The 23655-nt window shown below is 61.5% G+C and carries 24 protein-coding genes; 6 read left to right on the plus strand and 18 right to left on the minus strand.

The genetic code is table 11. From position 1 onward, the window contains the following. Positions 1 to 3: 3 nt before the first annotated feature. The 7 genes from AC1Q6X_RS00525 to AC1Q6X_RS00555 form a co-directional block, all read right to left on the minus strand. Entirely contained in the window at positions 4 to 588 is a 585-nt protein-coding gene (locus AC1Q6X_RS00525; RefSeq protein ID WP_492494458.1) for a LysE family translocator, read from the minus strand. 840 nt (positions 589 to 1428) lie between these two features. After that, on the minus strand, positions 1429 to 1686 hold the full coding sequence (locus tag AC1Q6X_RS00530) for a hypothetical protein (RefSeq protein ID WP_034785554.1): 258 nt from the start codon (positions 1684 to 1686) through the stop codon (positions 1429 to 1431). Between the two features lie 89 nt (positions 1687 to 1775). Next, complete coding sequence (locus AC1Q6X_RS00535) at positions 1776 to 2093, minus strand: hypothetical protein (protein WP_492494461.1); 318 nt, start codon at positions 2091 to 2093, stop codon at positions 1776 to 1778. A gap of 629 nt (positions 2094 to 2722) precedes the next feature. Continuing rightward, complete coding sequence (locus tag AC1Q6X_RS00540) at positions 2723 to 3124, minus strand: hypothetical protein (protein WP_492494463.1); 402 nt, start codon at positions 3122 to 3124, stop codon at positions 2723 to 2725. Positions 3125 to 3254: 130 nt separating this feature from the next. Continuing rightward, positions 3255 to 3569: a hypothetical protein gene (locus AC1Q6X_RS00545; protein ID WP_492494465.1), complete on the minus strand. Its 315-nt coding sequence runs from the start codon at positions 3567 to 3569 to the stop codon at positions 3255 to 3257. 342 nt (positions 3570 to 3911) lie between these two features. Further along, positions 3912 to 5729, minus strand: coding sequence for a DUF4153 domain-containing protein (locus AC1Q6X_RS00550; RefSeq protein ID WP_492494467.1), 1818 nt, complete (start codon positions 5727 to 5729; stop codon positions 3912 to 3914). An 89-nt stretch (positions 5730 to 5818) separates the two neighbouring features. Beyond that, positions 5819 to 6256: a hypothetical protein gene (locus AC1Q6X_RS00555; RefSeq protein WP_492494469.1), complete on the minus strand. Its 438-nt coding sequence runs from the start codon at positions 6254 to 6256 to the stop codon at positions 5819 to 5821. A gap of 82 nt (positions 6257 to 6338) precedes the next feature. Between AC1Q6X_RS00555 and AC1Q6X_RS00560 the strand changes: the two genes are divergently transcribed. After that, positions 6339 to 6722, plus strand: a complete 384-nt coding sequence (locus AC1Q6X_RS00560) for a MerR family transcriptional regulator (RefSeq protein WP_436495958.1) — start codon at positions 6339 to 6341, stop codon at positions 6720 to 6722. A 108-nt stretch (positions 6723 to 6830) separates the two neighbouring features. On the opposite strand, the gene AC1Q6X_RS00565 is transcribed toward AC1Q6X_RS00560, so the two are convergent. The 3 genes from AC1Q6X_RS00565 to AC1Q6X_RS00575 all read right to left on the minus strand — a co-directional run bounded on the left by AC1Q6X_RS00565 (position 6831) and on the right by AC1Q6X_RS00575 (position 9371). Continuing rightward, entirely contained in the window at positions 6831 to 7472 is a 642-nt protein-coding gene (locus tag AC1Q6X_RS00565) for a choice-of-anchor C family PEP-CTERM protein (RefSeq protein ID WP_070311416.1), read from the minus strand. A 136-nt stretch (positions 7473 to 7608) separates the two neighbouring features. Next, positions 7609 to 8103 carry a ribonuclease E activity regulator RraA gene (gene rraA / locus AC1Q6X_RS00570; RefSeq protein WP_070223974.1) on the minus strand — a complete coding sequence of 165 codons (495 nt, stop codon included), beginning with the start codon at positions 8101 to 8103 and terminating at the stop codon, positions 7609 to 7611. A 32-nt stretch (positions 8104 to 8135) separates the two neighbouring features. Next, a complete protein-coding gene (locus AC1Q6X_RS00575) occupies positions 8136 to 9371 on the minus strand; it encodes an MFS transporter (RefSeq protein ID WP_070311415.1) in 1236 nt (411 codons plus the stop codon). A gap of 100 nt (positions 9372 to 9471) precedes the next feature. On the opposite strand from AC1Q6X_RS00575, the gene AC1Q6X_RS00580 reads away from it, so the two are divergent. Further along, a complete protein-coding gene (locus AC1Q6X_RS00580; protein WP_492494472.1) occupies positions 9472 to 10272 on the plus strand; it encodes an AraC family transcriptional regulator in 801 nt (266 codons plus the stop codon). A 69-nt stretch (positions 10273 to 10341) separates the two neighbouring features. Here AC1Q6X_RS00580 and fliD read toward each other — a convergent pair whose 3' ends face one another. From fliD to alr, 4 genes are all read right to left on the minus strand, one after another. Next, a complete protein-coding gene (gene fliD, locus AC1Q6X_RS00585; RefSeq protein WP_492494474.1) occupies positions 10342 to 11727 on the minus strand; it encodes a flagellar filament capping protein FliD in 1386 nt (461 codons plus the stop codon). Positions 11728 to 11955: 228 nt separating this feature from the next. Next, positions 11956 to 12276, minus strand: a complete 321-nt coding sequence (locus tag AC1Q6X_RS00590) for a PilZ domain-containing protein (RefSeq protein WP_071650264.1) — start codon at positions 12274 to 12276, stop codon at positions 11956 to 11958. A gap of 131 nt (positions 12277 to 12407) precedes the next feature. Beyond that, positions 12408 to 13784 (minus strand): DNA repair protein RadA, encoded by a 1377-nt coding sequence (gene radA / locus AC1Q6X_RS00595; RefSeq protein WP_046683923.1) that lies wholly within the window; start codon positions 13782 to 13784, stop codon positions 12408 to 12410. Positions 13785 to 13857: 73 nt separating this feature from the next. Beyond that, positions 13858 to 14949, minus strand: coding sequence for an alanine racemase (alr, locus tag AC1Q6X_RS00600; RefSeq protein ID WP_492494477.1), 1092 nt, complete (start codon positions 14947 to 14949; stop codon positions 13858 to 13860). A gap of 259 nt (positions 14950 to 15208) precedes the next feature. Here alr and lplT point away from each other — a divergent pair, with 259 nt between their 5' ends. Continuing rightward, a complete protein-coding gene (lplT, locus tag AC1Q6X_RS00605; protein WP_070288699.1) occupies positions 15209 to 16471 on the plus strand; it encodes a lysophospholipid transporter LplT in 1263 nt (420 codons plus the stop codon). Positions 16472 to 16507: 36 nt separating this feature from the next. Here lplT and AC1Q6X_RS00610 read toward each other — a convergent pair whose 3' ends face one another. From AC1Q6X_RS00610 to tsaB, 4 genes are read right to left on the minus strand one after another with little or no spacing between them, the layout of a single operon-like run. Continuing rightward, a complete protein-coding gene (locus AC1Q6X_RS00610; protein WP_492494479.1) occupies positions 16508 to 17446 on the minus strand; it encodes a DUF1853 family protein in 939 nt (312 codons plus the stop codon). Then, positions 17439 to 18314, minus strand: a complete 876-nt coding sequence (locus tag AC1Q6X_RS00615; RefSeq protein WP_492494481.1) for a uracil-DNA glycosylase — start codon at positions 18312 to 18314, stop codon at positions 17439 to 17441. The genes AC1Q6X_RS00610 and AC1Q6X_RS00615 overlap by 8 nt, the downstream gene beginning before the upstream one ends. Continuing rightward, positions 18311 to 18799 carry a ribosomal protein S18-alanine N-acetyltransferase gene (gene rimI, locus AC1Q6X_RS00620; RefSeq protein ID WP_492494873.1) on the minus strand — a complete coding sequence of 163 codons (489 nt, stop codon included), beginning with the start codon at positions 18797 to 18799 and terminating at the stop codon, positions 18311 to 18313. The genes AC1Q6X_RS00615 and rimI overlap by 4 nt, the downstream gene beginning before the upstream one ends. Then, the gene (gene tsaB, locus AC1Q6X_RS00625) at positions 18799 to 19524 is read right to left on the minus strand and encodes a tRNA (adenosine(37)-N6)-threonylcarbamoyltransferase complex dimerization subunit type 1 TsaB (protein ID WP_492494483.1); all 726 of its coding nucleotides are present in this window, start codon (positions 19522 to 19524) and stop codon (positions 18799 to 18801) included. Before tsaB ends, rimI begins: the two co-directional genes overlap by 1 nt. Before the next feature lie 186 nt (positions 19525 to 19710). Here tsaB and dapC point away from each other — a divergent pair, with 186 nt between their 5' ends. The 3 genes from dapC (at position 19711) to AC1Q6X_RS00640 (ending at position 23564) form a co-directional block, all read left to right on the plus strand. Next, complete coding sequence (gene dapC, locus AC1Q6X_RS00630; protein WP_492494485.1) at positions 19711 to 20940, plus strand: succinyldiaminopimelate transaminase; 1230 nt, start codon at positions 19711 to 19713, stop codon at positions 20938 to 20940. 17 nt (positions 20941 to 20957) lie between these two features. Next, entirely contained in the window at positions 20958 to 21785 is an 828-nt protein-coding gene (gene dapD / locus AC1Q6X_RS00635; RefSeq protein WP_070223998.1) for a 2,3,4,5-tetrahydropyridine-2,6-dicarboxylate N-succinyltransferase, read from the plus strand. A gap of 231 nt (positions 21786 to 22016) precedes the next feature. Continuing rightward, positions 22017 to 23564, plus strand: a complete 1548-nt coding sequence (locus AC1Q6X_RS00640; RefSeq protein WP_492494487.1) for an FAD-dependent monooxygenase — start codon at positions 22017 to 22019, stop codon at positions 23562 to 23564. The last annotated feature ends 91 nt before the right edge of the window (positions 23565 to 23655 follow it).

Consider the following 23655-nt stretch of genomic DNA (forward strand, 5'->3'; position numbering starts at 1 on the left):
AGTCTAGCGTAAAAACGTCAGGGCGAGGACCAGCAGGACGGCGCCCATCGCCAGATTGAAGATGCGCTGGTTGCGCGGCGCTTTCAGCACGCTGCGGATCGACACGCCGAACAGCGCCCACATAGCGTTGCACGGCGTGCCCACCACGGTGCCGGTCACGGACACCAGCAGCGCGCCGGCGAGCATGTTGCCGTGCGCAGGCATGAAGACCGACGCCATGGTGATCGCCTTGATCCAGCTCTTCGGGTTCAGCGCCTGAAACAGCGCCGCCTGCGCAAACGACACGGCCTTCGGTGCGCTGCTTCCCGCCACCGAGGCGCCGGCCAGCTTCCACGCCAAAAACATCAGGTACAGCGCGCCCGCGATCCGCAGCAGCTGCTGCGCCATCGGGTACGCGACGAACACGCTGCCCAGCCCCACGCACATGAGCATGGTCTGCACAAAGATGCCGGCCTGGATGCCGAGGATCACCGGCAGCGCACCGCGATAGCCGAAATTGGCGCCGGTGGTAGCCAGCATGACGTTATTCGGCCCGGGCGTGGCGGACATTACAAAGCAATAGCTCATCAGGGGCAGGAGTTCGGTCATGGCAGGCAGTCGCAGCGTGGAGAAGGCCCCAGTCTAGAAGCGCATCGCGGCGGCGACAAGGCACAAGGCGGCGCGTACAAGCACATGCTGTATCAGTTGAACCACTGCTACAGCGGCGATACTGCTGCAAGCTGTTCGTACATGCCATCCCTCTATACCCGTTACGGCAAGGGAAGACCCGCTCTTGCTTGAGCGCGGCAAGAGTCTCGGTAGGCAGGAGATAGACAGGCCAGACCCGATCTCATCGTTGGACCAAGCAGCTACGAGATCGCATATCAGGAGTCTGGCAGGCCTCCCAGGCCCCTGCCACGCCCCATCGCGTTCTCATCTGCCAGAACTATGGATCAGCATTTAGCTGCCGGTGGCGCTTTACGCCAATGGCACCGTCCGCTTTCGCGCCAAACCGGACATCGGCAAATCCGAACTTGATTTTACGGACCCTGCAGCTACCATGTGCTGACTGGAGTTCGATACGGCTCTCCCGAAACGTCTTCCCCGTTTTTGTACGCGTACCAGTTGCCCCAACTACGGTGGGGATGAATTTGCAGGTAGTCCTCGCTAAGTTCCATGGTCATTGGTAGTGTGATGTCGTCTTTGTAGACGAATACATGGACAACATCACCAGGCGCTAAAACAATCTCTAGTGGAGTCAACTCCAGTGCCAACGTGATTGATCTCGACAGCTGGTTTTTGAAGTTAAAGATCGGGATGAAGTCTGGGGGGACATTAGTGGGTTCCATCATCATTGTGCTCCACAACTTGCAAGAAAGTTTAGACGACCGCGAGAGGCCGCTTCGGGCCGAGTGCCGAAGTTCGCAAGCAAGCACGTCTTAAATGCACTCAAGACTTATATTCATCGAGTGGCCAGCCCTCTTTGAGTACAGCATCGTACAACCACATGATTAGTGGGTATGGTATTTCTAAACGATACGCGTTAAAGACGACGTAACCAAGCTCATCGTAAAAGAATGCCTCAGCCATTATGTCTCTCACGCCATCGGCAAGTTCTGACAGTTCAAGAAACACCCCGTCCCGAATCACATCACTGCCGAATAGCAGTTCGTATTGCCGACCTGCTATGCTGCGCACATCACTCATTATTTCCCCTAGTTCGCCACGGGCGGCGAATGTCCGTTACTGGCCGTTAGCTGAACAATTATTCGTCGGCACATGGAATCATGTCGGCTTCATGTCTTAGCCTGCCACTTGACATCTTTCGGGGATAATCCAAAAACTTGCACCAGCAGCGTAGCTGCTGAATTGGCATGGCAGGAGACATCGACATATAGAGCTGTCAGTCCCAAGGGGTTGTTGTCGTGCTTCATGATCAAAACTGTACCCAATCCATCAATTTCTACATAGGCCCCCTCGAACCAGTCGAGGTCATCTTTATCTCTAAAGATGGTGGCATCAGTATCAACGATTAGCTCAACTGGAGTGCGCAGGGTAGCGATGATAGATTTGCAGTCCCCACCCGGCCATGCAAGGCTAGTCTGTTTATTCACTTGAGCCCCTCACCTATCAAAGAGAAAAATGAAATACTACAGGTAATACAAATGTCCGCTTTTGGCCGGCAGCGGCCCATGAGCATAACGAATTACCAAACGAGGAAAGTCACGTATTGTTACGTCAACGCAACTGGTTGCTTCTGGCCGTTTTCCGTCATTGGCAGGTTGCGCCGCCATTGCGGACACTAGCAATCGGCATAAACGCGACAACGAATTCGCACGTTTAATTGGGACAGGTTATTCGGCAATCAGCCCCGGGGAATGAGCCACACTTCCGTTCCTTTCGGAACATCATTTTTCGTAATATCTCTTGGTAAAAGGATTGGAGCCGTGATGACCTTCTGTCTTGGGGGGACCCAACATTTCCACACCTTGAATCACAGTTTCGAAGCTTTGCCCATCAGGCTTGCGCAACTGGAGGCGATCTCCAATTCGAATCGGCTGCGCACCGGCCTCTCCAGAAGGGCCGGGAGCAAGCACGCATCCACGATTAGTTATCTGAAACGCGTCCTCGACTATAAAAAGTAGAATCGGCTCCATGTCGCAATCCCTTCTGTGTTGGTAATGTCCGCTCCTGGCCGGTTGCCGTCGTTGCCAGGTCCCGCCCCAAAGCGGACGTAATCGCGTCACCACCATTTGCCGAACTTGTTGAGCGCTGAATGCAGCGCAAGCATTGACCCGGCATTGATCTTCAGACGAATTGCGATGCTGTCGCCATCTCGTGACTGCCTTTCCGAACGAGGATTGATCGTTAGATACTCCTGAGATGAATACCGTTCGAAGTGAAGTATTGGGTACTCGCTCATGTCATGCAGTCCCGCGTCGCTGCCGTCACGGAGTTCACTTTCGAATTGACCGAGGGCGTCATACTCAAACCACAGGTGCTCGGCAGTCCAGTTGAAACTTTGGCTTCCACTTGAATACTCAACTTCAAGCCGGACCTGGACGCCAAGATCTATCGGGTCTACTTCTGCAAAGAAAAGCTGGAACTTGAGTGGTCCTTCGACGAAAGCTACGTCAGCAGCCATCTAAATCCTTTCTTGGGTGTGGTGGTAATCTTGGCCTATCGCAATGCCCGCTCCTGGCCGATTGTACTCGTTCACGTCATCGACCGGCCCGATGCCTTGAAGCCGGATGCCGAAGAGCAAACTGCATCGCCTAACTCCAAACATACACGATGTGCTCTTTCTTTCTGTTATCGAGAACATATGCGCGAACATACATTCGGAAATTTTCCGCCACATACACTTCTGTACGGAATTCAACAAGTGCTGCAACATCAATGCTATGACGCCTTAGATACTCTGCCAATCCGGTCCGATAGGCGAGCACGCAATTTCTAACTCTTGGAGGAAATCCGAACAATTCCTCGCTTATTGCAGGAATCCAATTAATGGTTACCTTTGCACCGCGCCGCTCTCGCGCCATCTGATACACATCTTCGAAGACAAAGCCGCCATCCAAATAGTTCATGCCACTCATGAACGAGTGTGACCAATTGTGGGCCATCGAGCGTATTAATTTATACTTCATTGAAATCCACTTCTTGACTGGCCGCTTCTAGCCTATTGTGTTGAAAAATTCGAACGGCAACCATTTCGGGATGTATCAGACCTCCATGTAGTCGGTGATCGTTCAATAGCGGCGGTTCTGGCCAGTCGATGTTGACAGGATTTCTATCTAAACATCAACGTACCCGTGTTTTTCAACACAATAGGCCGATAGCAGACGACCGGAATCGCTCAGCCCACGAAGTCATTGCTTTCATGACAAGCAAGTGGTTTTATCCGGTGCTTCCAGCCCTCTGCCCGCCCTTTACGGCGTCGTCGCCGTCTCCTCCGGGCAGCTGACCTCGTCCTCTGGCGTATACAAGGTCATCGGTACGCGCTGGCCGTCGACTTCCAGCTCGCGCACTTTCGGCGGCACCAGCTGGAACTCGCCCGCCTGCAGTTTTTCGCGCAGGGGCTTGCAGCGCAGGGCGTCGGTGGGGATTTGCCCGCGCGCGGTCCAGCTGCCGTCGTCCTTCTCGGCCAGCAAGACGGATGAGGCGCGCGGGTCATTGCTGATAAGCAATACTTCCTGCTTGCCGTCGCCATCGAAATCGAGCAGGTAGGCGTCGCACTGGGGCCCTGCCCGCTTCAAACAGGCGGGCAAGCGCCAGGCCGGGCTCACTTGCGTCCAGTCCTGGCGCAGGAAACTCTGCGGCAGCTTGGCCGTGGCCGGGCGCAGGGTCAGGTTGATCGACACGTCGCTCAGCGCGCCCGTCTCGTCGAGACGGTTCTGGCGCTTGAGCATGGCCTCGGCGCGCGCCCGCACGATGGCGGCGTCCGGGCCCGTCGTGCGCGTCTTGAGTTCCTGCAAGGCCGCCTGGCCGTAGCGGGCGCCCTGGAAGCGCAGGTACTCGAAATCGAACTTGTCCACGCCAACCTTGCCGCTTTCCAGGCGCGCCATCTGGCTGGCCACGGAAATGCGCGCCGGGTCGGCCAGCGGCGAGAACAGGGCGAACAACACCAGCAGGGTAACAAAGGCGGTCGCCACGTTGACGTTGGCGATCAGGTGCAGCCAGTCGCCGTACTTGCTGGCCGCCCAGGCATAGCCGGCGGCGTAGCAGGTGGCGATCAGCAGGCAGGCGGCGGCGATCAAGCGGTCAGACGTCCAGCCATGCGACATCACGCGCAGGGTCAGCGCATAGATGGCGATGCCCACCACCCACGGCAGCAGCAAACATGCCAGGCGCGTACCGAGGCGGATGCCGCGCGCCACGCCATGGCCCACTTCGCCATTCTGGAAGGCGGCATTGATCAGCACCACCAGCACGCCGGCCATGCCCAGCAACACGGACGCCGCATGGCGCGTGGCCCACAGGCGCTCGAAGCCGATGAATGGCAAGGTCAGCAGGAAGCCGGAGACGAGCACGGCGGCAATCGGCACCAGCCACGACAGCAGCACCAGCAGCAAGGTGCGGATGCCGCGCACGATGGATGGGCGCACGTCCGTGATGTGGATGGCGAACGAGAACGCGAAGCAGATGACGGGAATCACGAACCAGGCCTGGCCCAGCAGCTTTTTCAGGAAACTGAGCTTGATCAGCAGAAACAGCTGCCCACCCAGCCACAGCACCAGCCACAGACCCAGCACGAACAGCAGGGAGAACAGCAGCTGGATGCCCAGCTTCCAGGCGATTTCAAAGTAGGTCGGATAGCGGGCGATGCGCTGGCCATCCTGGGCGCTGGCCAGCACCAGCGCATGGGCGATATACAAGCCGACGACGCAAAAACCGAACAGCTGGGCGGAAATGACGCGCAGGGGCGCGCCCGGCTTGTAATTACCCCAGATCACATGTTCAGCGCCGCGCGCCACATCGTGCCAGGCCAGCACGGCCAGCACGACAGCCGCGCCCGCCATCCACAGGGCGATGCGCTTCACCGACATATGGCCCAGACTGGACACCAGCAGGATGGGCAGCAGCAAGCTGATCAGCATCAGCGGCCCCAGCAGGTAGGCTTCCGTGGCGGGCCACACCTTGTCCTGCGCCGTGCTGTACAGCCAGTACAGCAGCAAGCCTTGCAGCAGGCCCGTCACCAGGCGCGTTAACGCGATGCGCGGCGCCACCACCGGATCGAGCAACGCCATGTTTTTTCCTGCGGCATCCTGCTGCATAGTCATTCCTTTAATAGTCGTTTATTGCTGTAAAGCACGGCCATTATTGCATTTCGTTATATTCATCTCAACAGCGATTCGTGCGCGCGCCCTTCCCGCCCGGCTGCGGGAGCGCGCAGAGGCAGGCTTTGCGCGAGGCCCCAGGCCAGTTCCGGCACGAGGAACAGCCACAACAAAGGCTGGCCCGTCTCCAGCAAGGCCCACGCCATCCAGATGGAAAACAGGTAGCGCGCCGCCGCGTCGTAGCGGCCCAAGCGCGGCTGCGGGTCAAGCATGCGCAGCACGGACCAGACCATCACCACGCTGCCAAACAAGCTGCTGATCAGCAGATGCAAGGGCTCGAAGAGAGGCAGCGGCGCGCCGCCCAGGCCCACATTGAGGACGTTCAAGTGCTCGCGCAGCAGCAAAAATGTCCACGGCGTGAGAAACGGGGCCGTCATGAGCACATCATAAATGGCGCTGGCGCGCACCACGCGGCGGAAGGCGGAAACGGACAACATGGGAACTCCTGTCAGTGGAAAGCGCCCATGATCGAGGCTGGAGTACACTCCATGGTCAAGCATTTTATGAAAGAAAAGAACCATGCAGATCGGCGAAATGGCGCAGGCGACGGGCTTGAGCCGCGATACCCTGCGCTTCTATGAAAAACGGGGCTTGCTGCGCGCGCGGCGCGGCGCGAACGGCTACCGCGACTACCCGCCCGAGGCGGCCGACTGGCTGCGCTACCTGCGCACAGCGCAGCAGCTGGGCTTTACCCTGGCGGAAATCGAGGCCGACATGCCGCTGCTGGCGGCCGCCGGCGATCCCGCCACGGCTGACCAGCTGCGCGCGGCGCTGGCGCGCAAGCTCGGTGAAATCGATGCGCGCATCGATGGACTGACGCAGTTGCGCGGCGAACTGGTGCGGCGTATGGGGGCGGCAGCGGCGGCGTGCCCGTTGCGCGGCGATGCCGATGCGAATCCCTGAACTGCTGCCGTGGCTGTTCCTGCTGGGCGCAGGCAGCGCGCAAGACCCCTGACGTAAAAAAACCGCCTGTGCATGGCAGCAGGCGGTTTGATGTCGGGCAACCCCGGCTTACTTGGCAGCCTTGCGGCGGCGCAGGAAACCCATCAGGCCCAGGCCGGCCAGCAGCATGGCGTAGGTTTCCGGTTCCGGCACGGCGGCCATCACGGACACGTTGTCGATGACGGCGCCCGAATAATTGTCGAATGACGTGCCGGCCTTGGCGGCACTGGCAAACGACAGGGTCGCCAGGCCGGTGGAAGCGGCAGTGAAGCTCAGGGTGTTGCTGTACAAGGTGTTGGATGCGGCAGCGGTCGAGTAGAAATTACCGGCCGCGCCACCGAAATTGACGCTCACGCCCTGGCCTGCGGGGCCGCCGGAATTGCGCGCCATGTCAAAGCTCAGATTGTAAGTCTGGCCGGCAACGACATTGAAATTTTGCGACAGGAAACCAGGACCAGGCGTGCCCAGCATATCGATGCTGTAGCCATCGATGGCGTTATACGCATTGCGGATCAGGTCGACGGAGCTGGCGCCCACGGTCCAGCCCGTGATGGCCGAAGAACCGCTGTTGACGACTTTAAAACCGCTGTCGAAGGTGTAGCCGGAAGCGACCGTGTCAAAATTGCCGTTCGTAATCAGGTTGACGGGACTGGCGCTGGCGGTACCTGCGGCAAACAGGGCGACAACTGCTGCGATGGTGGCGATTTTCATGATCTGATTTCCTTGCCTTATTAATATTAAAGTTTCCTTAAGTGAAATCATATCTCAGCCTTGATGAAAATCAAAGAACTTTACAGAAATATATTGAATGTAGATAATTTGCAACGCTTTCAGGCGCGCTGCGCCGTCAATCGAGTTCCTGCCGCGCTACCAGGATGCCGTCCGCATCGGCATAGATCCAGTCGCCCGGATGCACGGCCACGCCGCTGAGCTGCACACGCACGTCGCGCTGGCCGGCGCCCGTCTTGTTGCTCTTGCGCGGATGCGTTGCCAGGGCGCGCACGCCGATCTGGCAGACATTGATTTCCTCGCTGTCGCGAATGCAGCCATCGACAACGATGCCGGCCCAGCCATTGCTTTCGGCCAGCACGCCCAGTTGACCACCCACCAGCGCGCGGCGCAGGCTGCCGCCGCCATCGATGACCAGCACGTGGCCCTGGCCCGGCGTTTCCAGCGTGCTGCGCACGAGGGCGTTGTCCTCGAACACTTGCAAGGTGGTGGCGGGCCCGCTGAAACGCACGCGCTGGCCGAAAGCGCGGTACACGGGCGGCAGCACGGCCAGAGTGCCGTCGTCGAGCATGGCCGCATAGTCGTCGCACAGGTCGGTGGTAGCAAAGGTCATGGGGATTCCTTTCGTAGCAGATGGCAACGATTCTATGCTTTTTGCAGCGCGGCGGCACGTGTTTTGCCGCCCACTCCCACGGCCGTGGCAATCGCCAGCGCCTGGAACAGGCCGATGAACACGAACAACAGAGCCGGATGGTCGCCATCCATCAGCGCGCCAAAGAACAGCGGACCGACGGCCAGGCCGCTGTCGAGGCCCGAATACACGACGCCATACACGCGCCCGGTGGCATTCTTCGGCGCCGCCGCGCGTATCATCAGGTCGCGCGACGGCCCCGCCACGCCCGAGGTCAAGCCGATGGCGCCCATCAGCACCACCGCGCCCCAGGCCGGCACGACGGCCATGGACAGCAGCACGGCCAGCAGCGCGGCGGCGGAAAAGGCGATCGCCACGTTGCGGTCCGGCTGCTTGCTGCGCGCGCCCACCACGCCGCCGGCCAGCATGCCCACGGCCGAGGCCAGCATATAGGCCGTGTAGGCGCTGGTGGCCAACGCCAGGCTCATGCCGTACAGCTTGACGAGGGCCACGCTGGCAAAGCTCTGGATGCCGCCCAGGGCGATGGCGGTAATGAAGAAGAAGGCAAAGCACATCCACACGGCGGGCAGGCGCAGGAAATCCAGGGTGCCTTCGCCGCCAGCCGGCTGACCCGCTGCGGCCTTCTTGACAGGCTCGGGGCGGATGGCATGACGGTTCAGGAACAGGATCAGCAGCACGCCGAACGGCAGCACGGCCGCGCATTGCAGCGCGATTCGCCAGTCATAATGGGTGGCGACATACGTCATGAACAGCGGTGCCAGGGCCCAGCCGATGTTGCCGCTGATGCCATGCACGGAAAAACCGTAGGCCACGCGGGCCGCCGAAACGCGCTGGTTGAGGATGGTATAGTCGGCCGGATGGAACACGCTGTTACCCATGCCGGCCAGCATGGCGCCCAGCATCAGCGCCGCATAGCTGTGCGCGGTGGACAGGGCCAGCGCCGACACGCCCAGCAGAAAGACGCCGGAAAACAGCACGGCGCGGGCGCCGAAGCGATCGACGACAAAGCCGGCCAGCGCCTGCCCCACGCCCGAGATGATGAAAAACACCGTCATCAGCAGGCCCAGCTCCGCATACGACAGGTCGAATGCGGGTTTCAGCCAGACGAACAGGGCCGCGAGGATCAGATGGTAGAAGTGCGACACGCCATGCGCCAGCCCCACCAGGGCGATGACGCGCGCATCGCTGCGCAAGGTTGGAAGTTCGGATGCTGAGTTAGTTGTTATCATGTCATACCCTGTCTTATACTGGTGAAGCTCAAGTGTATGCAAAATATCATCGTCTGTTTTCCGACAGGATGACATAATTTATCGAATTAAGGCCAAGCTGATGGGTGTACCTATCCTCCACCATACCCGCATGTGTCCGCCGCGGGAAGCGCCCAGCGCGACCATCCCCGTGACGATGATCGCGCGCGACCTGCAACCCGATGAATTCTTGTTACCGCATACCCACCCCTGGGGCCAGGTCACGATGGCGCTCGAAGGCGTGCTGCGCATCACTGCCAACAACAGCAGCTGGGTGCTGCCGCCCATGCGCGCCATCTGGATCGCGCCCAACGTGGAGCATGCCGTCACGATACTGGAAAAAACCCGCTTGCGCCCCCTGTGCATCCACGCCGCACGCGCGCCGTTCGCGGGCCAGGATTGCAAGGTGCTGGAAGTGTCGAACCTGCTGCGCCAGCTGATCATGGCACTGGAACAGCTGGACCCGGGCCAGGAACCGACGCGCGAAGCGCTGCTGGCCGAACTGATCATCGATGAATTGAAACGCTCGGCCACGCGCCCCATCCGCGTCCCCTTGCCCAGCGACAAGCGCCTGAAGACCCTGTGCGACAGCCTGATCGAGAAACCGGGTTTGAATCAGACCCTGGAACACTGGGCGCAGCTGGTCGGCGCCTCGGAACGCACTCTGGCGCGGCTGTTCGAACGCGAATTGGGCATGAGTTTTGGCCAGTGGCGCCAGCAGGTGCGCCTGGCGCACGCTGCGCCCCTGATCGCGCGCGGCGTGCCGCTGTCGCAGGTGGCCGAAGAACTGGGCTACGCCAGCCAGTCGGCCTTTTCCGCCATGTTCAAGAAAACCTTCGGCAGTTCGCCATCGGCCTTCTTTGCGCAGGGCGAACGAATATAGCTAGCGCGTCGATATCGTGCTCAAGGCATGGCGGTGCAACACCGCCATCGGCGCTTTAGCGGTGCGCCCTCAGGCCATGAAGTCGAAGAGCGAATTCTTGCCCGTATAGCCCGGCAAGGCCGAGTTCGTTCCCATCTGTTCCTGGGCCGAATAGGCTTTGATCAGCGCCTGCGCCTGGGCCGTCAGCGCCTTGGCCAGCACGGCTTTCTTGTTGGTCAGCGTGGTGATGTCCTTGCCGACCGTCTGCACTTCCTTGCGGATGATGCTCGTTTCGCCTGTCAGCTCGCCGATCTTGCTGGAAAACTGGTCGGCCACGCCCTTGCCGTTATTCGTAAATAACTTGCTGACGGCATCCGGATCGGCCGCGATGGCGGCCTTGAGTTTTTTATCGTCGAGCACCAGTTCTCCGCTTTTGCCCAAGGTCACGCCAGCACTGCTGAGGATGGAGGCGGGCACGCCCGTGCTGGCCGTGCGCAGCACTTGCTCCATCTGCGAACGCACCTGACCCAGGGCGGTATCGGATTTCAAGTCGCCCTGCTGCAGGCTTTGCAGCTTGCTGTTGAGTTCATTGTAGGCCGTGACGAAGCTGGCCACATTGGTCGCGATCTGGCTGCTGTCCTTGGCGATGACGAGATCGGTCGTGCCCTTTTTCTTCAATTCGATGGTGGCGCCCTCGACCGCCGTCGTCAAGGTATTCGTGGCGCTCTTGATCTCCTTGCCGTCGACGGTGAGCAGCGCATCCTGCGCGGCGGCCGTCTGCTGCAGGCCCTTGCCGGCGCCGGGTGCATAGCTGAGCAGGTTGCTGACGGCAGCGTCGCCGGACACGCTGATGCGCATGCTGCTGTCGGCGCCGCTCTTGCCATTGATGGCCAGCGAATAGCCATCGGCGCCCTTCACCACGCTGGCATCGACGCCCTGCTGCTTGAGCGCGGCGGCAATACCGTCAAGGCTATTGTTGCTGCTGTCTATCGTCAGCGAAATGACCTTGCCGCTGCCGGGCGTAAATTGCTTGCCGTCGGCCGTGCCCACTTCGATTTTGACCAGCGCGGGCGCCCCCGTGCCGATGGCCGCGCTCGACGATTTCTGCGCGCCGCTGAGCAGGGTCTGTCCCTGCGCGAGTTGCTTGACGTTCAGCTCATGGCTGCCGCTGACGGCCTTGTCGGTGGTGGTGGCGCTCAGCACATCCTTGGCGCTCGACGTGGCCGACGTGGCCAGGCCGCTGCCGGCCATGCTCTTGGCCACGGTCTGGAATTTTGCCAGCGCCGATTGCAGCTGGCCCAGGCCCGAGAATTTGGCCTGGTCGCGCGCCAGGCTGGCGTTGAGCTTGACGACGCCCGTGTTCTGCGACTGCATCTGGCGCTCCACCTTCGCATACACATCGGCCGAGATATTGCCCTGCGTCGTCTGCTGCGTGTTGTTGGTGTAAGCCCTGCTGTTGATGGTCGAATTAAACATGGTAGGCATTCCCGTCGGGTGTATGGTCATGGCACACGGTTCAGGTCTTGACCGTGCTGCGCTGGAAACGGACGGCAGGCGCGCGTGGCGCGGCAAGGTCCCTCTTCTGGTTGATAATTATGCAGTATTACCGGAATATCAAAACAGCGAACAGAACAGGTTTTTCCTGACTGCAAACCCATATGCACCATTTTAGCGCATTTCATTTGCAGCCGATCTTGTCTTGTTTCAGCGCATGAATCTCGAAATGGCGCTGCTGACAGCCATGTCCAGCTGCGGGAAAGTGAGTCCCACCTTGAAACCTGCACTGCTGAAAATGCAGTGCGAGACGGACACGCGCGCCTCAATGATGTGCGCCGCGCCATCGTAAAACAGCTCGAACAGCACCTTGCCCTGCTTGCCTGTCGGCAGCGGTTCCGCGATGACGGCCGTCATGCCGCCCGGCCCCACGTCAAGGGTGCGCGCCGCCACGGGGTCCGCGCCGTCCATCACCAACATTGCCTTGGCACGCAATATCTTGCGTGCGCCCTGCCTTTGCTCAACTAACACTATATTCCGCTTCTCTATCAATTCATTGTCGACGCGAACTCGCTACGCGAATTCATCGGACAAATATTATAGTTCCAAACGGAAACTTTGTTTGACTTACCTCAAGCTTGGCATTTAAACCATACCAACTCTTACTCCAGGTCGCGCAATTTATTGAACGCTTCGTCAATGCGCTCGACGCCGATGACCTTGAGGCCTTCGATGACTTGCTTCGGCAGGTTGGACTTGGGCACCACGGCCAGGGTAAAGCCCAGCTTGGCCGCTTCGCGCAGGCGTTCCTGGCCCCGCGGCGCGGGGCGGATTTCGCCGGCCAGTCCCACTTCGCCAAACACCACGAGCCCCCGCGGCAGGGGCTTGTTGCGCATTGACGAGTTAATCGCCAGCAATACGGCCAGGTCGGCCGCCGGTTCCGTGATTTTGACGCCGCCGACGGCGTTGATGAAGACGTCCTGGTCGAAGGCGGCGATGCCCGCATGGCGATGCGCCACGGCCAGCAGCATGGCCAGGCGGTTCTGCTCCAGGCCGACGGACAGCCGGCGCGCATTCGGCAAGTGACTCGTATCGACGAGGGCCTGGATTTCCACCAGCAGGGGGCGCGTGCCTTCCTGCGTCACCATCACGCACGAGCCAGGCACCTGGTTGTCGTGCTGCGACAGGAACAGCGCGGACGGGTTCGACACCCCTTTCAAGCCCTTTTCCGTCATGGCGAACACCCCCAGCTCATTGACGGCGCCGAAACGGTTCTTGATGGCGCGCACGAGGCGGAAACTGGAATGGGCGTCGCCCTCGAAATACAGCACCGTGTCGACGATATGCTCGAGCACGCGCGGGCCGGCCAGCGCCCCCTCTTTCGTCACGTGGCCGACCAGAATGATCGTCACGCCCGTCTGCTTGGCCGCCCGCGTCAGCTGCGCCGCGCATTCGCGCACTTGCGCCACGGAACCGGGCGCCGAGCTGAGGGCGTCCGAATACACGGTCTGGATCGAGTCGATGACCACCACTTCCGGCTTCAGGTCGTTCAAGGTCGAAAGAATCTTTTCCAGCTGGATCTCCGCCTGCAATTTGAGTTCCTTGGCGTCGATGACGAGGCGCTTGGCGCGCAGGGCGATCTGCGCGCCCGATTCTTCGCCGCTGACGTACAGCACGCGCTTGTGGTGCGACATGTTCGCCAGCGCCTGCAGCAGCAGGGTCGACTTGCCGATGCCGGGGTCGCCGCCGATCAGCACGACGCCGCCCGCCACCATGCCGCCACCGAGCACGCGGTCGAATTCCTCGATGCCCGTGCCGAAGCGGGGCACGTCGATGGCGTCGATATCGTCGAGCGACAACACGGGCGCCGTCTGCGCCAGCGACATGTGCTGCGGATTCGAATAGCGGTTGTTGCCGCCCGTCTCGGGCAGGGTTTCCACCATGGTATTCCACTGGTTGCACGAGGTGCATTGCCCCATCCATTTGTTGCTGATGGCGCCGCAATCGCTGCAGGTGTAGATGGTCTTGACTTTTGCCATGGTGTACTTTGCCCGGGTAAAATGAAATAACTGGTTATATATACAGTATATACAAACCGCGCTTCCGCGTCACCTACGCTTCGATCACCGGTACGCGCGGCGCCAGTGCGCACATCAGCTCGTAGCCGATGGTGCCGGCGGCCAGCGCCACCTCGTCGATCGGCATGCCCTGCCCCCACAAGGTGACGCTGCTGCCGACCTTGGCGCCCGGCACGTGGGTCAGGTCGACCATCAGCATGTCCATCGACACCCGGCCGATCAGCCCCGTGCGCACGCCGTCGACCAGCACGGGCGTGCCTTCGGGGGCGTGGCGCGGGTAGCCGTCCGCGTAGCCGCAGGCCACCACGCCCACCTTGACGTTGCCGGCCGCTTGGTAGCGGCTGCCGTAGCCGACCACGTCGCCGGCGGCGATGTCCTGGATGCCGATAATGCTGCTGCGCAAGGTCATCGTGGGCAGCAAGCCGAACGCCTGCGCGGACGTACCGCCCGGGGCGCCGCTGGGTGTGCCGCCATACAGCATGATGCCGGGGCGCACCCAGTCGCTGTCGAGATGGTGCATCAGCACGCCGGCCGAATTGCACAGGCTGCGCGGCAGCGGCGTACCGATGCTGGAGGCGCCCGCTTCAAAACGCAGCATCTGCTGTTCCAACGGCAAGCGCGTGGGACCCGCCTCGTCCGCATTGGCGAAATGCGTCATCAGGGTGATCGTGCCGATATGCGGCATGGCGCGCAGGCGCGCATACGCACCCGCCACGGCAGCCGGCGTGAAACCCAGGCGGTTCATGCCCGTATTCATTTTAAGGTGCACGTCGATGGCGTGCGGCAGGCGGGCCGCTTCCAGCATGGCGATCTGTTCTTCGCAATGCACGCTGCCGTTCAGATTGTGCTGCGCCATGACCGGCAAATCGCTGGCGTCGAAAAACCCTTCCAGCAGCAGGATGGGTTTGGTCCAGCCCAGTTCGCGCAAACGCACGGCGTAATCGACCTCGACCAGCGCCAGGCCATCGGCGTCGGCAAAGCCCCGCATGGCCCGTTCCAGGCCGTGGCCATAGGCATTCGCCTTGACGACGGCCCACACTTTGGCGCCGCGGGCGCCGGCACGGGCGCGCGCCAGATTGTGTTGCATGGCATCGAGATGGATGGTGGCGAAGAGGGGCCTGGGCATATGCGTCGTTCACGGCAGGTGGGAAAGCCGTATTTTACCGGATGGGCCGCAAGCGGGAGCCGCAAGCAGGTCCGCAGCGCGCCCGAGACCGGCGCCCAGGACACCATGTATAAAATGCTCACATATATGTGTATTTTTCTACGGCAGAAAAATTAAGCTTCGCTTAGGCAAGACTATGCAAAGCAGCCCCTGCCAAACTTGGGGTTTGCCGTTTTTTCGTGGTATAAAGCAAGCCAGATATGATTTCAGGCAATCCAGAATGAATCGTGGTTTTTATACCATCATGGCGGCGCAGTTCTTTTCCTCGCTGGCAGATAACGCCCTCTTTTTTGTCGCCGTCGATTTATTGGTGTCCATGAAATCCCCGGCGTGGATCACGCCGCTGCTCAAATTGTCGTTCGTGCTGTTTTACGTGCTGTTGGCCGCTTTTGTCGGCGCCTTCGCGGATGCTCTGCCGAAAGGTAAGGTCATGTTCATCGCCAACATGGTCAAGATCTTCGGCTGCGCCCTCGTCTTCTTCCACGTGCACCCGCTGCTGGCCTACGCCGTCGTCGGTTTCGGCGCGGCCGTGTACTCGCCCGCCAAGTACGGCATCCTGACGGAACTGCTGCCGCCGGAAAAGCTCGTGGCGGCGAATGGCTGGATCGAAGGCTTGACCGTCACTTCCATCATCCTCGGCACCGTCATGGGCGGCGCGCTCGTCAGCGGCCACGTGTCCGACATGCTGCTGTCGATCGACATTCCGCTGGTCGACACGGGCATCACCAGCAAGACGGAAGCGGCCTTGTGCGTCGTGGTGGGCATCTATGCGCTGGCGACCCTGGCCAACCTGAAGATTCCCGACACGGGCTGCGTGTATCCGCACCAGGAACGCAATCCTATCAAACTGATTACCGATTTTGCCAATTGCTATTCCATCCTGTGGAAAGACAAGCTGGGCCAGATCACCCTGGCCGTGACGACCCTGTTCTGGGGCGCCGGCGCCACCTTGCAGCTGATCGTGCTGGAATGGGCCAAGCAGTCGCTGAACATGCCGTTCGATAAGGCGACCAGCCTGGTCGGCGTGGTCGCCATCGGCGTGGCCGCCGGCGCCGTGCTGTCGGCACGCTTCATTCCGCTGCGCAAATCGCTGACCGTCATTCCGCTCGGTATCGCCATGGGCGTGATCGTCATGATGATGACGCAAGTACATTCCGTATGGATCGCCTACCCGCTGCTGATCCTGATCGGCGCCCTGTCCGGCTTCTTTGTCGTTCCCATGAATGCCCTGCTGCAACACCGCGGCCACGTGCTGATGAGTGCAGGCCATTCCATCGCCGTGCAGAACTTCAACGAGAACCTGTCGATTCTCACCATGCTGGCCGTGTATTCGATCATGATCCGTCTGCACCTGCCGCTCAACATCATCATCACCCTGTTCGGCCTGTTCGTTGCCGGCACCATGTACGCCATCATGCGCAAGCACAAGCTGAACCAGGCTGAGCATGACAACTTGTCATTGATTGGCGAGCAGAAGCATTAACTTCCGGGGTCAGACCCGCCGGGTCTGACCCCAACATTACGCAGGTAGCGCACCTGTCAGCCGCCGCGCGGCAGCCTGCTGCGTCCAGTCATGCGGCACGACAAAACCGCGCGTGCGCTCCACTTCCCAGCCTTCGATAGTATCCACGGTGGCGACCATCACCGGTTGCGCCAGATCAAACAACTGCGTGCGCAGGGCCTCCACGTCGAGCACTTCCACGTCGCGGCCCTTGAACGGCGCCAGCCATTGCAGGCGCGGCAGCACAACGTATCGCTGCTCGGGCAGTTGGGCCGGCGTACACCAGAAACCGTGACCGTGTTCGGGGGAAATACCGTCCATGGCGGGCGTCACGCCTGCCGGATAAAACAGCCAGCCCTTGACCAGCGCCTGCGCCGCGCGCACGGGGTGCGCCAGCAGGGTTTGCGCGGCCGGGTGGCGGGACAAGGCCAGTTGTTTGTCGAGAATCTTGCGCATCTTCAAGCCCAGGGTGTCGGCCAGGTTCGGGCCGATCAAATGGTTGAAGTCGCCGGGATCGGGCGCCCCTTCGAGCAGGTAGAACTTGGTGGCAAATTCCCAGTGCAGCAATTCACTCTCGTCACGCAGCAGAAAATCAAACTCGCCCACCGTGTCGTTGCGGTTGACCTGCACTTGCAAGCCATGCGCGGCCAGCAAGCCATGTTGCTCAAAATAAAAGGCCAGCAGCTTTTCAGCGTACAGGCCCAGGCGGGAATAGAATCGGGGCCCCAGCGCCGCATCGAGCGGTGACGGGTCATCCTGCAGCGCCCCCAGCCACGCCGCCACGGCAGGCGTGACGGGAGGCAAGCTGGCGATGCGCCCGCCCCAGTGGGGGCTGGCAGGATCGAGCAAGTCGGGCGAGTCGAGCAGCCAGGCCAGCGCCCGCACGCGGGGGTGCGTCAGATGGCCCCAGCGGCGTTCGAAGCGGGCTTGGAAGGTAGAGACGGCCGTATCAACCACCGTGCGTGCTTTTCGCCAGGCACAGGTCGGCCCAGGCACGCGCCTTGGCCTTGCCCGTCCCGTCCTGCAACAGTTGCTCTGGGTGGAAGGTGGCCACGACGGACGCACTGCCTAGCTGGCGCACCTTGCCCCGTACGGGTTTTTCGCCGGGATTGATGCCGGCGGCGGCCATCGAACCGAGGGTGACGATGGTGCGCGGCTGCAGCAGGGCCAGTTCGCGGTCAAAATACGGACGGCAGGCGGCCGACTCGGCCTCGGTGGGCAAGCGTTCCTGGCCCGTCTCGTCGAGCGGACGGCATTTCAGCAAGTGGGTAATATACACATCGCTGCCCGCATCGACGTCGATGGCTTTCAGCATATTGTCGAGCAATTTGCCCTGCTCGCCCGGCAAGGCGCGCCCTTCGCGCTCTTCCAGGCGCGAAGGGCTGCTGGCCAGCATCAGCCACGCGCCCTGGCGGTCGCCACGGCCCATGACGACGCCCTTGCGCGTCTTGCACAAGTCGCAGCGCGCGCACTTGGCGACGGCCGACGTCAAGCCTTCCCAGTCGAGGGCGGCGATGTCACTATCGCTCAGCTGTCTGGCGGGCGGCGGTGGCGGCGCATCGTCGAACCAGGCCGTGTCGTCAGGCGCGGCGGCAGGCACTGGCGTAGCGGCAACGACGACGGGCGCCTCGGCCTCCACGACTGCCACCTCGGCCAGCACTTCGACCACAGGTGCAGCCATCTCAGCCACGGGTTCCGCCACGGCCACTTCCGCCTCCACTGCGGTCTCAGCGACGACGTCGACAGCCTCGGGTGCGGCGCCCTGGCGCAAGCGCCACAAGGGGCCGACGCCCATTTCATCGAGAAAAACGGCGCTGCGGCTCATAAGGTATAACGCATCACGATGGCGTCCTCACGTTGCGAGTTGCTGGCCGGATAGTATCCCTTGCGCCGGCCTATCTGTTCAAATCCAAAACGCTGGTAAATATCGAGCGCGCGGACATTCGACGGACGCACTTCCAGCAGCATCGATTCCATGCCCAGCTGGCGCGCGCAGGCGCAGGACTGGTTCAGCAGGAAACGGCCCAGCCCCTGGCCCTGGATGGCGCTCTCGACGGCAACGTTGAGCAAGTGCGCCTCGTCGACGACCAGCATCAGCAAGAAATAACCAAGCAAGGTGCCGTCCACGTCGCGCAGCACCCAGGCCGGATAGCCGCTCTTGAGGGAATCGACAAAGTTGCCGTGCGTCCAGGGATGCGGGTAGACGCGCTGTTCCAGCGCCAGCACCTCAATCAAGTCCGCTTCCTGCATCGGCTGATAGTCGAGGCGCAGCAAGTCCCAGCCTGCCGCGCTGTCCTTGCCCGTCTCCATCATTGTGCCGACTCCGCAGCGGCCTTGGCCTGTTGCATGTCGAGGCGTTCGGCACTGGTATAAGCGATCTTGTTGCGCAAATACAAAGGCTGCGCCTCGGCCGCCGTCACGACATGACCGGCCGCAAAGGCGAGGCGCGCCAGCTGCGCCACTTGCACGGCGTGCGGCATGATGGCGGCATCGGCCGTGGCGGCGCATGGCAGCGCGGCCAGCGCTTCGGCATAGGCAGCAAAGCCGTTGCCGCAACCAACCACGTCGCCTTGCGGCGCCACGCCGGCCGGCGCGCTCAGCGCCGGCGGCAGGACGGCTTGCAAGCCATTTTGATAGCCATATTGCGCCCAGTACACTTCGCCCATGCGGGCGTCGAGCACGGTCACGATGCGCTGCGCGCCATGCTGCTGGTGGCAAGCGAGGGCCATGGCGTCGAGCGTGACGACGGGCACGACAGGCAGCTTGGCGCCATAGGCCAGGCCTTGGGCGATGCCGCAGGCCGTGCGCACGCCCGTAAACGAGCCGGGGCCGGAGCCGTAGGCGATGGCGTCGACGTCGGCCAGGGTCACGCCCGCTTCGGCCAGCAATTCCTGCACCATGGGCAGAATAGACTGGGAATGGGTGCGCACGCCCGACGAGGCGCGGGACAGGACGACATCGCCGCGCAACAAGGCGCAGGACGCGAGTTCGGACGATGTTTCAATGGCAAGCAAGGTGGGAAGTAAGGTAGACATAGCGTATTTTACCTTGCCAAGCCCGGGAGCGACATGCCGTGCAGGTCAACAACAGCCCACTTGCACAGCCCGCGCCCGAGGACGGCTATAATAAAAGGCTAAGCTGATTGCTTGACCGGCGTCATTGCGCCATGCCAGGCAATCCATACGCGACACTATCACCCCACTCTTGCCCTGGTCCGCTCCGTGAATCCACTTCTTGCTAAACTGCAACCATATCCCTTTGAAAAGCTGCGCCAGCTGTTTGCCGGCGTGACGGTCAATCCCGAGTATGCGCCCATCAGCCTGGGCATGGGCGAACCCAAGCACCCGACACCGGCCTTCATCGAGCAGGCCTTGGTCGACAATATCCATGGCCTGGCCAGCTATCCGACCACCATCGGCTCGGAAGCCTTGCGCGGTGCGATTGCCGGCTGGCTGGAACGCCGCTACGGCATCCCCAAGCTCAATCCTGCCACGCAAATCCTGCCCGTGAACGGTTCGCGCGAAGCGCTGTTTGCGCTGGCGCAAACGGTGATCGATCCATCGGCCGGTTCGCTCGTGATCAGCCCGAATCCGTTCTACCAGATCTATGAAGGCGCCGCCTACCTGGCCGGCGCCGAACCGTATTTCGTCAATTCCGACCCGGCGCGCAATTTCGGCTGCGACTACGACAGCGTACCGGCCAGCGTGTGGGAAAAGGTCAAGCTGCTGTTCCTGTGTTCGCCGGGCAATCCGACGGGCGCCGTGCTCACCCTGACGGACTGGGAACACCTGTTCGCCCTGTCCGAGCGCTACGACTTCGTCATCGCCGCCGACGAATGCTATTCCGAGATCTACCACGGCGACACGCCTCCGCTGGGCGCGCTGCAGGCGGCGCACATGCTGGGCCTGTCCACCATCGAGCGCCCGTATGCGCGCCTGGTGGTGTTTTCCAGCCTGTCGAAGCGCTCGAACGTGCCGGGCATGCGTTCGGGCTTCGTTGCCGGCGACGCCGAAGTACTGAAAAAATTCCTGCTCTACCGAACCTACCACGGCGGCGCCATGAGCCCCGCCGTGCAGGCGGCCTCCGTCGCGGCCTGGAACGACGAAACCCATGTCGAGGAAAATCGCGCCAAGTACCGCGCCAAGTTCGACGCCATCACGCCGCTGCTGCAATCGGTGATGGACGTGCAATTGCCGGACGCCGGCTTCTACCTGTGGGCCGACGTCAGCCGCACGGGCCTGTCCGACACCGAATTCGCGCAACGCCTGTACGCCGAATATAATGTCACGGTATTGCCTGGCAGCTACCTGGCGCGCGACGCGCACGGCATCAATCCGGGCCGCAACCGCATCCGCATGGCCCTGGTGGCCGAAACGGCCGAAGGGCTGGAAGCGGCGTTGCGCATAGTAAAATTCTGCCAGCAGCTTTCCGCATCCGCATCAACCAACTAAATGAACAAGACATCATCATGAGCCAACAACTGCAAACCATCATCGACCAGGCCTGGGAAAACCGCGCCGAGATCAATCCGCGCAACGGCACGGCCGAACTGCGCGACGCCGTCTCCCACGTCATCAATGGCCTGGACAACGGCAGCATCCGCGTGGCGGAAAAAACCTCGGGCGACTGGGTCGTCAACCAGTGGGTCAAGAAAGCCGTGCTGCTGTCGTTCCGCCTGGAAGACAACGTCGTCCTGCCGTCCGACGGCACGATGCAGTTCTACGACAAGGTGCCGACCAAGTTCGCCAACTACACGGCCGAAGACTTCGCCAAGGGCGGTTTCCGCGTGGTGCCGCCAGCCGTTGCCCGCCGCGGCAGCTTCATCGCCAAGAACGTCGTGCTGATGCCGTCCTACGTCAACATCGGCGCCTACGTCGATGAAGGCGCCATGGTCGACACCTGGGCCACCGTCGGTTCCTGCGCGCAGATCGGCAAGAACGTCCACCTGTCCGGCGGCGTCGGCATCGGCGGCGTGCTGGAGCCGATGCAAGCGAACCCGACCATCATCGAAGACAACTGCTTCATCGGCGCCCGTTCGGAAATCGTCGAAGGCGTGATCGTCGAAGAAAATTCCGTCATCTCGATGGGCGTGTACATCGGCCAGTCGACCAAGATCTACGACCGCGCCACGGGCGAAGTGACCTACGGCCGCGTGCCGGCCGGTTCCGTCGTGGTCTCGGGCAACCTGCCTTCGGAAGATGGCAAGTACTCGCTGTACTGCGCCGTGATCGTCAAGCGCGTGGATGCAAAAACCCGCGCCAAGACCGGCATCAACGAACTCCTGCGCGGCATCTGATGACACCTCTGTAAACCTGCTGCGCGTCGCGGGGCGCGACCGGCGATGCTCACCGTACGCATGTACGGTTGCGCTTCTCGGCCACGCCGCGCATCCGCTCGCTACGGTTTGCAGAGGCGTCGAGACGCACGTAAAAAATCATGTCCTGCCATCCGGCGGGACATTTTCATTTCCGACTAGCAACTTCAATCGTCCCGCTGTCCTCTCCCATCCTGTCCTATACTGGATGGCATGAATACTCCTCCCGTATTGATCGTCGGCGCCGGTCCTACCGGCCTCATGCTTGCCTTGCGCCTCGCGCGCCATGGCGTCGATTGCCGCATCATCGATAAAAACAGCGGCCCCGGGCAGGCGTCGCGGGCCATGGCCGTGCATGCGCGCACCCTGGAGTTTTACCAGCAGCTGGGCTTTGCCGACGAACTGGTCAGCGTGGGCATCAAGATCAATGCCATGCACATCCATGAAGGGGGCGAGGAGCTGGTCAAGCTGGCGCTGGGCGAGATCGGCGAAGGCCTGAGCCCCTATCCTTTCGTGCTGAGCCTGCCCCAGGACGAGCATGAACGCTTTCTGATCAGCAAGCTGGCGGCGGCCGGCGTGCACGTGGAATGGAATGTCACGCTGGACTTGTGGACGCAGGATGATAGCGAAGTGCAAGCCATCCTGCTCAACAATGGTGAGCGTCAATATTGCACGTTTGACTATATCTGCGGCTGCGACGGCGCCCGCAGCAAGGTACGCGAGATCGCCGGCTTCGAATTTTCCGGCGGCACCTACGACCACCTGTACTACGTGGCTGATGCGCAAGTGGCCGGCAACAACACGGATTTGCATGCCCACCTGGGCGCGAACTCTTTTGCGCTGATGTTGCCCGTGCGCACCAGCGGCATGCAGCGCCTGATCGGCATCCTGTCCGACCGTCCCGACGGCGCGCCCGCGCCCGTCTTCGACGACGTGCGCGGCGACGTGGAAACCCTGCTGGGCATCCACGTCGAACACGTAAACTGGTTTTCCACCTATAAAGTCCATCACCGCGTGGCGGGCCAGTTCCGTGCGCGCCGCTGCTTCATTTTGGGCGACGCGGCCCACTTGCACAGCCCCGTGGGCGGCCAGGGCATGAACACGGGCCTGGGCGACGCCGTCAACCTGGCCTGGAAACTGGCGCAAAAGCTGCATGGCCAGAGCAACGATGCCCTGCTCGACACCTATGAAAGCGAGCGCATCGTGTTTGCCCGCAAGCTCGTCGCCACCACCGACCGCGCCTTCCAGGCCATCGTCGCGCAGGGCATCGCCGGGCAATTCCTGCGGCGCTGGCTGGTGCCGCACGCGCTGCCCTTCCTGTCCGGCTTCGCGCGGGCGCGCCGCTTGCTGTTCAAGACCGTGTCGCAAATCGAGATCAGCTATGAAGACAGCGCCCTCTCCGCCGGCCATGCGGAATACCTGCGCGGCGGCGACCGCCTGCCCTGGTTCTCGGACGGCACGCAAGACAATTTTATCGCCCTGCGCAGCATGGATTGGCAATTGCACATCTATGGCGAGCCGGCGCCGGAACTGCTCGACGAGGCGCGCGTGCTGAAACTGCCCGTGCATTGCTATACCTATAACGTGGCCGCCAAGCTGGCCGGCCTGGGCCGCGACGCGGCCTACCTCGTGCGCCCCGACGGCCACATCGCGCTGGCCCTGCACCTGCAGGAAAGCGGCGCCCTGCGCGCCCTGGCCTTGCGGCTGGGCCTGCATTTCGGTTCTTCGGAATGTGGGAAGACGACGCCCCGGCCTGTGTAAGAGACAACGCCGCAGGTTTGTGCTGCATCAAGGCAGATAGAGTTAATCTCCTTGCTTTGTTTGCTTTGTTTGACTTGCTATCCTATGCTGA

This window comes from Janthinobacterium sp. GW823-FHT06H09, from assembly GCF_058794735.1.